Annotated in this window: 9 protein-coding genes; 1 reads left to right on the forward strand and 8 read right to left on the reverse strand. The window is 31.9% G+C overall.

The features are described from left to right. Positions 1-61: 61 nt before the first annotated feature. The gene (locus ACIQZ1_RS08915; RefSeq protein ID WP_396160617.1) at positions 62-865 is read right to left on the reverse strand and encodes a lysophospholipid acyltransferase family protein; all 804 of its coding nucleotides are present in this window, start codon (positions 863-865) and stop codon (positions 62-64) included. 43 nt (positions 866-908) lie between these two features. After that, on the reverse strand, positions 909-1,550 hold the full coding sequence (locus ACIQZ1_RS08920; RefSeq protein ID WP_396160618.1) for an NUDIX hydrolase: 642 nt from the start codon (positions 1,548-1,550) through the stop codon (positions 909-911). A gap of 44 nt (positions 1,551-1,594) precedes the next feature. On the opposite strand from ACIQZ1_RS08920, the gene ACIQZ1_RS08925 reads away from it, so the two are divergent. Continuing rightward, positions 1,595-2,038, forward strand: a complete 444-nt coding sequence (locus ACIQZ1_RS08925; RefSeq protein ID WP_396160619.1) for a DUF4268 domain-containing protein — start codon at positions 1,595-1,597, stop codon at positions 2,036-2,038. Between the two features lie 107 nt (positions 2,039-2,145). Here the strand turns inward: ACIQZ1_RS08925 and ACIQZ1_RS08930 are convergent, their stop codons facing one another. The 6 genes from ACIQZ1_RS08930 to ACIQZ1_RS08955 all read right to left on the reverse strand — a co-directional run bounded on the left by ACIQZ1_RS08930 (position 2,146) and on the right by ACIQZ1_RS08955 (position 9,470). Next, positions 2,146-3,942 (reverse strand): acyl-CoA dehydrogenase family protein, encoded by a 1,797-nt coding sequence (locus tag ACIQZ1_RS08930; protein ID WP_396160620.1) that lies wholly within the window; start codon positions 3,940-3,942, stop codon positions 2,146-2,148. A gap of 39 nt (positions 3,943-3,981) precedes the next feature. Further along, positions 3,982-4,335: a four helix bundle protein gene (locus ACIQZ1_RS08935; RefSeq protein ID WP_396160621.1), complete on the reverse strand. Its 354-nt coding sequence runs from the start codon at positions 4,333-4,335 to the stop codon at positions 3,982-3,984. Between the two features lie 36 nt (positions 4,336-4,371). Next, positions 4,372-5,553: a thiolase family protein gene (locus tag ACIQZ1_RS08940; RefSeq protein WP_396160622.1), complete on the reverse strand. Its 1,182-nt coding sequence runs from the start codon at positions 5,551-5,553 to the stop codon at positions 4,372-4,374. A gap of 13 nt (positions 5,554-5,566) precedes the next feature. Next, a complete protein-coding gene (locus ACIQZ1_RS08945) occupies positions 5,567-7,957 on the reverse strand; it encodes a 3-hydroxyacyl-CoA dehydrogenase NAD-binding domain-containing protein (protein ID WP_396160623.1) in 2,391 nt (796 codons plus the stop codon). 49 nt (positions 7,958-8,006) lie between these two features. Continuing rightward, the gene (locus ACIQZ1_RS08950; RefSeq protein ID WP_396160624.1) at positions 8,007-8,459 is read right to left on the reverse strand and encodes a MarR family winged helix-turn-helix transcriptional regulator; all 453 of its coding nucleotides are present in this window, start codon (positions 8,457-8,459) and stop codon (positions 8,007-8,009) included. A gap of 201 nt (positions 8,460-8,660) precedes the next feature. Then, on the reverse strand, positions 8,661-9,470 hold the full coding sequence (locus ACIQZ1_RS08955; protein ID WP_396160625.1) for an endonuclease/exonuclease/phosphatase family protein: 810 nt from the start codon (positions 9,468-9,470) through the stop codon (positions 8,661-8,663). Positions 9,471-9,669: the final 199 nt, after the last annotated feature.

Here is a 9,669-nt window from a genome sequence, read left to right on the forward strand (position 1 = left end):
ATGAATTACAAAAAATAGAATACTAAAAAAAGACCTGATAAATTTTATCAGGCCTTTTTTTTTAATATTTCCATTGTCTTTCTATATCTAATTTTGACGCTTCTTCTAAAAAATCTTGTGGAATTACTTTTAAAAAGGAAGCGTGTTGTTCAATAGCGAATTCTATTTGTTCTACTATTTTTTCGATTGAATCGTTTTCGTAATCAATTTCTAACGGTGGCTTAATTTCCATTGATTGTAATATTCCTTTTTTCTTTACAAACAATCCTTTTCTATCGAATGATCTTCTAAACCCATCAATTACAATTGGTACAACTATAGGTTTGTGTTGCTTAATAATATGTGCTGTTCCTTTTCGAACTGGTTTAAAAGATCGAGTAGTTCCTTGCGGAAATGTAATTACCCAACCATCTTCTAAAGCAATTTTAATATTTTCAGTATCATTCGGATTCACATCTCTTTGCACATCTTTACCTTCAGCACGCCAAGTTCGTTCTACAGTAATAGCACCAACATAAGCTAAAATTCTTGGCAACAAACCTTCTTGCATTGTTTCCTTAGCTGCAACGTAATAAATATTCAATTTCGGCCGCCACAAGTAAAACACATTTTTAATATTATTTTCTCGTCCCTTTAAAGCTGCATTAAACACGTGAAACATAGCAGTTACATCTGCAAAATACGTTTGATGATTGGATATAAAAAGTACGTTTCTATCTGGTAAATTTCGAATAATATCCGAGCCATCAATTTGTAAATTATTAAAACTTCTGTATCTACTATGAGTTAATGCACCAAAAATACGGATTAACCATTTTTTTATGAATAATATATGTCCAAACGGATTTCTTTTGAATAACCCCATACGAATTGCGTTTTAAAAACGATGCAAATTTAGTAATTTTATACTACATCATTGCGTTTTTAATCAACTCTTTTAACTCGCTGAGCATCATTGCAGTAGCGCCCCAAATTAAGAAATTTTCAACTTCAAAAGCAGGCACATCGATATTTACAGCATAAGAAGTAGTCATTTTGGTTTGCACGATAGTTTTGTCATTAAGCAATTTATGAATTGGTAACTCTAATACGCGTTGCACTTCATCGGGATTCGGAATAAATTGTAAATTTTCCTTTGAAAAACCTAAATATGGAGTAACTAAAAAATTACTTGGCGGAATATAAATCTCACTACATTGTCTAATAATTTCAACTTTATTCATTTGAACGCCAACTTCTTCTTCTGTTTCTCTAAGTGCTGTAAATGCTAATGTCCCATCTTCCAATTCTTCCTTTCCGCCTGGAAAACTAATTTGGGAAGAATGCACTCCAGGATAGGTATTTCGTACAATTAAAGCCAAATGTGCCATTTCATTTTTTGGATACACCAACATTAAAACTGCTGCATTTTTAGGTTCAATTTCAGAATAGGATTTGTCCTTAAGATAAGATATTCGTTCCAAAGGTGCCATTTTTATGTGAGCATCTGTGGCTAACAACTTTTCTTTCTTTAAATTTGCGATATTATTTATAAAGTGAGTGAATTCCATTTTTAGATTTCTATTTTATAAAGTTACAAAAAATAATTACAAAAATGTATAGTAAAGCTGACGCACAATTAATAAAGAAAGAATTTTGGAGCACTTTTGGAAACGAATATCCAAGAAAATGGTTGCTGTATAATACTAAAATTAAAGACGTTACGTTTAAATTTAATGTGGATAATAAAAAAGCATATGTGGTGTTAGATATTGAACCCAAAGATGAAAATAAAAGAAAAATCTATTTTGAGAAAGTCGAATCGTTAAAAGAAATTTTGATTGAAGAATTTTTATCTGATGTAATTTTTGACAGAGAACATTATTTAGAAAGTGGTAAAATTATAAGTCGTGTTTGGGTGGAACTATCAGATGTGAGTTTGAACCGAAAATCAGATTGGGAAACCATTTTTAATTTCTTTTATGACAAAATGGATGCTTTTGAGCGTTTCTTCTATGAAAATGAAGATTATATTAAAGATTTGGAAGTGAATACTTAATTGGAAATTAGATAGTAGATTTCGGATTTTTAGACAAGAAACTGAAAACAAATTAAACAAAAAAAGCCCTGATTTCTCAAGACTTTTTTACACAAACTAATTAAATATTAAAAACAATATTTATTTTCAGCGATTACTTTAGCAGCAATTTGCTCACGTAATTTGACTACATTTGGCATATTTACATATTTTGTATAACGGCGTAATCCCATTAACATCATACGTTGCTCGTCGCCTTCAGCGAAAGAAACAATTCCTTCTTTTCCTTTCTGAGTAACAATATCAACAGCATTATATAAGTACAATTGGGTCATAGCAAGTTGGTCACTAACTTTATCAGTACCTAATTTTTTTGCCATTTTTTCTGTTCTCAAAACGGCACTTTCTGCCATATAAATTTCAATTAACATATCGGATGCAGCCATTAAAAGTTGTTGATGCGCTTCTAATTCTGCTCCAAATTTTTGAACTGCGGCTCCTGCCACCATTAAAAATGATTTTTTCAATTTTGCAATCATTTCTTTTTCTTCTGCTAAAAATTCTGAATAATCAGGCACATCAAAAGATGGAATTCCCATTAACTCTTCGGCTACAGCCATAGCTGGACCAATTAAATCAACGTGACCTTTCATTGCTTTTTTAACCAACATTCCTACAGAAAGCATACGATTGATTTCGTTTGTTCCTTCGTAGATACGTGCAATACGTGCATCTCTCCAAGCAGATTCCATTGGAGTATCTTCTGAAAATCCCATTCCTCCAAAAATTTGAATTCCTTCATCTGTACAATGTTGTACATCTTCAGAAACGGCAACTTTTAAAATAGAACATTCAATAGCATATTCCTCCACACCTTTTAATTCTGCTTCTTGTTGAGAATTTCCATCAGCTTCTCTTGCTTCAATTCTATTTTGAATATCACCAGCAGCTCTGTAAGTAGCACTTTCATCTACATAACAATTTGTAGTAATTTCAGCAATTTTTGCTTGAATGGCACCAAAACTTGATATTGGTGTATTAAACTGAATTCTTTCGTTAGCGTAATTTACTGCTCCAGAAATAGTTCTTCTTTGTGCTTCTAAACAAGCGGCTGCTAATTTAATTCGCCCAACATTTAAAGCATTCATTGCTATTTTGAAACCTTCACCTCTTCCTGCTAACATATTTTCAACAGGTACTTTAGTTTCATTAAAGAAAACTTGTCTTGTTGAACTCGCACGAATTCCTAATTTATGTTCTTCTTCACCTAAAGTGATTCCGTTTGTATTTTCTCTATCATATTCTACAATAAATCCTGTAATGTTTTTATCATCTTCGATACGAGCAAAAACAATCATTACATTACAAAATCCAGCATTTGAAATCCACATTTTTTGACCTGAGATTAAATAATGAGTTCCATCAGCAGATAAAACCGCTTTAGTTTTTCCAGAATTTGCATCCGAACCGGCACCAGGTTCTGTCAAACAATATGAACCAAACCATTCGCCAGAAGCTAATTTGGGTACATATTTTTGTTTTTGTTCTTCAGTTCCATACAAAGTAATTGGCATCGTACCAATTCCAGTATGTGCACCAAAAGCAGTTGAAAACGAACCTGTTGCTCCTGAAATATAATCGCAAACTAATGCTGTGTTTACAAATCCCATTCCTAATCCGCCATAGGCTTCTGGAACTGCAACTCCTAAAAACCCTAATGCTCCCGCATTTCGCATACATTGTTCGGTATATGCGTAATCTTTTTTCTCAAATTTATCTTTATGTGCCCAAAGTTCTTTATCTACGAATTCTTTAACAGAATCACGCATCATTATTTGCTCTTCATTAAAATCTTCAGGTGTGAAAACATTTTCGCACTTTGTTTCTTTTACTAAAAACTGACCACCTCTTGTTATATCTTCCATTTTTTATATTATTTTAAATGTTGAATTTTAAATTTTAAATTATTTCGTTGTACTTTCACTTGATGTCTTAATCATTTTTGTAATGATATTAATTATATGTTCAACTTCTATTATATAACTTGACATATCAATAGATGTTAAATTAGACTTATTTAACAATCTTAACCAGTATTTTGTTTCTCTTGCTTCTTTTGATGCGATTGCCATTTTATGAATAAAATCTTTTCTAGATTGAGCTGCAATTGCTTCTTCAACATTTGCACCAATACTTGTTGCAGATCTCAATATTTGCTTTGATATTATGAATTCATTCTCTTTTTTAAGTAGAACAAAAAGATTAACAATACTTAAAGCAAAATCAAAACTCTTAATTGCAATAATATTTTCTTTCATTCAATTTAAAATTTAAAATTCAACATTTAAAATAAATTATAATAATTCATAAATTCCGGCTGTTCCTTGTCCCGTTCCAACACACATCGAAACAATACCGTATTTAGATTTTCTTAATTTCATTTCTTCAAATAATTGTACCGATAATTTTGCACCTGTACAACCAAGTGGATGACCTAAAGCAATTGCTCCACCATTTACGTTAATAATATCTGGATTTAATCCTAATTCGCGAGTTACGGCTAATGCTTGAGAAGCAAAGGCTTCATTCAATTCAATTAAATCTATATCTTTTAGTGTTAATCCAGCTTGTGATAAAGCTTTTGGAATGGCCTTTACTGGTCCGATACCCATAATTCTTGGCTCTACACCTGCTGAAGCAAAGTTGACTAAACGTGCAATTGGTTCTAAATTTAATTCTTTCACCATTTCTTCGCTCATTACTAAAACGAAAGCAGCACCGTCACTCATTTGAGACGAATTTCCTGCCGTAACAGAACCGTCAGCTGCAAAAACTGGTTTTAAATTGGCTAATGCTTCAACAGAAGTTCCTAATCTTGGACCTTCATCTTTTGAAACGACATACGATTTGGTTTCTTTTTTTCCGTTTTCGTTAACAAACGTTTGTTCAATATTTATAGGCACAATTTGGTTGTCGAATTTTCCATCAGCTTGTGCTTTTAAGGCCTTCATATGTGATTCGAAAGCAAATTTATCTTGATCTTCTCTCGAAATTTTGAATTGTTTTGCTACAGCTTCAGCTGTTAATCCCATTCCCCAATAGTAATCTTCGTTTCCTGCTGCTGCAACTTTATAATCTGGAGTTGGTTTGTAGCCACCCATTGGAATATAACTCATACTTTCTGCACCACCAGCAATAATACAATGTGCCATTCCTGATTGAATTTTAGCTGTAGCCATTCCGATAGTTTCTAATCCAGAAGCGCAATACCTGTTAACAGTCACACCAGGAACATCTGTTACTTTTAATCCCATTAAAGAAATTAATCGTCCTATATTTAAACCTTGTTCTGCTTCAGGCATAGCATTTCCTACCATAACATCATCAATTCTTGTTTTATCGAAATTTGGCAATTGCGCCATCATATGTTCGATAGTTTCTGCCGCTAATTCGTCAGGTCTTTTAAAACGAAATAAGCCTTTTGGTGCTTTTCCTACTGCAGTTCGATATGCCGATACTATATAAGCTGTTTTCATAATTACTTTTTGATTAATTTCTCAACGGTTTTCCCTTAGTTAACATAAACTGAATGCGTTCTAATGTTTTTCTTTCCGAACAAAGTGATAAGAATGCTTCACGTTCTAAATCCAATAAATACTGTTCGGATACTAAATTTGGTTCAGATAAATCGCCACCAGCCATCACATAAGCCAATTTATTTGCGATTTTTTGGTCGTGCTCAGAAATGAATTGTCCTGCAACCATTTGATCAGTTCCAACTAAAAACATTCCTAATGCTTGTTTTCCTAAAACTTTTATATCATTTCTTCTTACCGGTTGCGTATACCCTTGATTTGCCATTTGTAAAGCCACTTGTTTTGCAGTAGCAATTTGTCTATCTTTATTTACAACAACAATATCTCTTCCTTTTTGAAGTACGCCAATATCGAAAGCTTCATAAGCAGATGTAGCCACTTTCGCCATTCCAACAGTTAAGAAATATTCTTGTAATACATTTAATTCCACATCATTTTTTCTAAACAAATCGGATGCTCGAAGCGCCATTTCCTTAGAACCACCACCGCCAGGAATTACTCCAACACCGAATTCAACTAATCCTATATACGTTTCGGCAGCAGCAACTGCTCTATCTGAGTGCATAGTTAATTCGCAACCACCACCAAGCGTCATTCCGTGTGGTGCAGCAATAACAGGAATAGCTGAATAACGACAACGCATCATAGTGTCTTGAAACATTTTGATTGCCATATTTAATTCGTCATATTCTTGCTCAACAGCCAACATAAAAATCATTGCTAAATTTGCCCCAACAGAAAAATTCGTTCCTTGATTTCCAATTACCAAACCTTCGTACCCTTTTTCAGCCATATCAATAGCCTTATTTATTCCTTGTAAAACTCCAGCTCCGATAGAATTCATTTTAGAGGTAAACTCTAAATTGATAATTCCGTCACCTAAATCGGTAATAATGCTTTCGCTGTTATTCCAAACTTTTTTGCTTTCGCGAATGTTGTTTAGAATAATAAAAGCATCTTGTCCGGGAATTTTTTCTGTTTGATTGTTATCTATATTATAGAAATAAGTTGCACCATCTTTTACAGAGTAGAAAGACGAATTTCCAGAAGCTAGCATTTCTGTTACCCAATTTGCAGGTTGATAGCCTTCCGCTTGCATTAATTCAATTCCTTTTTGAACACCGATAGCATCCCAAATTTCAAACGGTCCGTTTTCCCAACCAAAACCAGCTTTCATTGCATCGTCAATTTTGTAATAAGTGTCTGTAATTTCTGGAATTCTGTTCGAGCAATAGTTAAACATTGAAGCAAAATTTTTACGATAAAATTCTCCGGCTTTATCTTTTCCTGTAATCAATACTTTAAATCTATCAATTGATTTATCTATTGATTTTGTTAATTCCAATGTAGCAAAAGATGCTTTTTTAGCGGCACGATATTCTAATGTATTTAAATCTAATGAAAGAATTTCTTTCCCTTCTTTTTTATAGAATCCTTGATTGGTTTTGCTTCCCAACCAGTTATTTTCCATCATTTTATTAATGAAATCTGGCAATTTAAATAATTCTAAAACTTCATCTGTCTTACAATTTTCGTAGATTCCATTCGCCACATGAACTAACGTATCTAAACCAACAACATCAACAGTTCGGAAAGTAGCCGATTTTGGTCGACCAATTACTGGACCCGTTAATTTATCAACTTCTTCAATAGTTAAATCCAATTCTTTCACTTGATGAAATAAGCTCATTATTCCGAAAATCCCGATTCTGTTACCAATAAATGCGGGTGAGTCTTTAGCAACTACTGACGTTTTTCCTAAAAATTTTTCTCCATAACCACTTAAGAAATCTAATACTTCTGATGAAGTTTGAGGTCCAGGAATAATTTCGAATAATTTTAAGTAACGTGCTGGATTAAAAAAGTGCGTTCCACAAAAGTGTTTTTGAAAATCGTCACTTCTACCTTCACTCATAAAATGAATTGGAATTCCGGATGTGTTTGATGTGATTAAAGTGCCAGGTTTTCTATATTTTTCAATTTGTTCAAAAACAGATTTCTTTATATCCAAACGTTCTACAACCACTTCAATAATCCAATCACAAGAGGCTATTTTAGCCATATCATCGGTAGTATTTCCAGTACTTATTCTACTGGCAAAACTTTGATGATATATTGGTGATGGTTTCGACTTTAAAGCTGTTAGTAAATGGTCGTTAACCAATCTATTTCTTACTAACTTACTCTCAAGAGTCAACCCTTTATTGATTTCTGATTCAGTTAATTCATTTGGAGCAATATCCAACAAAATTACCTCTACTCCTATATTTGCAAAATGGCAGGCAATTCCACTACCCATAATTCCAGATCCAATAACTGCAACTTTTTTAATATTTCGTTTCATTTATATGTATTTTATTTTGGAGACTTTTATATTGTTTGAAGTATATACATTATTTTATTTTGATGTTTTTATCAAATATTTCTTTTTCAAGAATTTGTTCATTAATTATATCAGCAACTTGCATAAAATTATAAAGCTGTTCGTCGGTGATTTTAGATTTAATTACTTCATTAAATTGCAGAACGGTTTGCTTAGATAATTCTCTTTTTTGTTTTCCCTCTTCCGTTAAAAATATCAAAACACCTCTTCCATCAGCAGGATTTTTCTTTCGAACAATCAAACCTCTTTGTTCCATAGATTTTAAAGTTCTAGTTAAACTTGTAGCTTCCATACCCATCCTTGGACCTAAAGCTGTAGACGGAATTCCTTTATCTTTATCAATGCTTAACAAAGCAAAACCGGTGGCCATAGTTGCGCCATACTTTGCTGCTTCTTCATTATACATTTTAGATACCATTTGCCAGGTATATCTTAAAATATAATCGATTGTTTTATCTTGCATAAAATATTTTTTTTTCAAATATAAAAAAAAATACTATGCATGCATAGTATTTGTGTAAAATTTTTCATTCTTAATACTAGTTTATGTAAATTTACAAATAAAAAGAAATGAAAAACCATTATTGATACTAATAAATTGTTAAATCTTACTTGTTCGAATATAGTTTTAATTAATAGTAATAGTAATAGTAATAGGAACAAATTATTTAAGTTGAATTGAGCACCAAATTGGAATATGATCAGATATCCTTCTTGCTTCCTTTACAGACTTAAATAAAGTATAAAAAGGGACAATTCCACTTTTTAAAACTTTAACTTTATTTACTTTGTAGAAAATATTATCATACTCAGAAGCTAAACAATCATTATTAATGCATTTCTGACGTAAACTTGTCTTTTGATTTTGGAAAACACTAAGGAAACCAATATTTTTAATCGGAAAAAATACAGAATGACTTTGAGGACAATTAAAATCACCCAAAAAAACTAAATTAAGTTTTGGATATAAATTAGGGAAAAATTTAAAATATTTTATTTCGCTTGCTGGGTTTTTCTTTTTAGGTACTGCGTGAAATGAAACTAAAGTGATTGATTTCCCCTTATATAAAAAAGTACCCATATAAGGTTCTCTATCAATCTCTTTTTGATAGTTTTGATCTAGCCAACAATTGCCAGTTTTTTTTACTATTGAAGGTTTCCAAATAAAAGCATAGCGCTCACGACTTGATGGATTCGTACTCGTTGTTGGATTACTTATTACAAATTCCCATTTTGAACCTTTCCTATTTAATATAGAAACCAATCTACTAATGGCTATTGCACCACCATGACCTGCAACTACCTCTTGAATTGCAATAACATCATAACTCTTAATAGCATTAGCCATTACTTCTAATTCACTATCAGATTTTGATTTTCCTAAATTCATAATATTCCAAGTACAAACGGATATCTGAGAAAAAGAAAAAGAAAAGAATATTAAAAAAAGAAACAAGTACTTATTTAAAAACATATTTATTTTTTTTTGCTAAGATATAAATAACTTCTTTTATTTACTTAAAATAAATTAGTGCGTTCCCCTTCAGGTCGTGTGTTCCGTTATATCTTTTTTGGTGTTATTTTTAAAAAAAAGGATGCCACTACACCCACTAACGCATTGGTTTTCATAAGATAAATCTTGTAAACAAGTTATGAATCTCGTTTATATAACA

It is taken from the genome of Flavobacterium sp., from assembly GCF_044341185.1.
Classification (GTDB): Bacteria; Bacteroidota; Bacteroidia; order Flavobacteriales; family Flavobacteriaceae; genus Flavobacterium.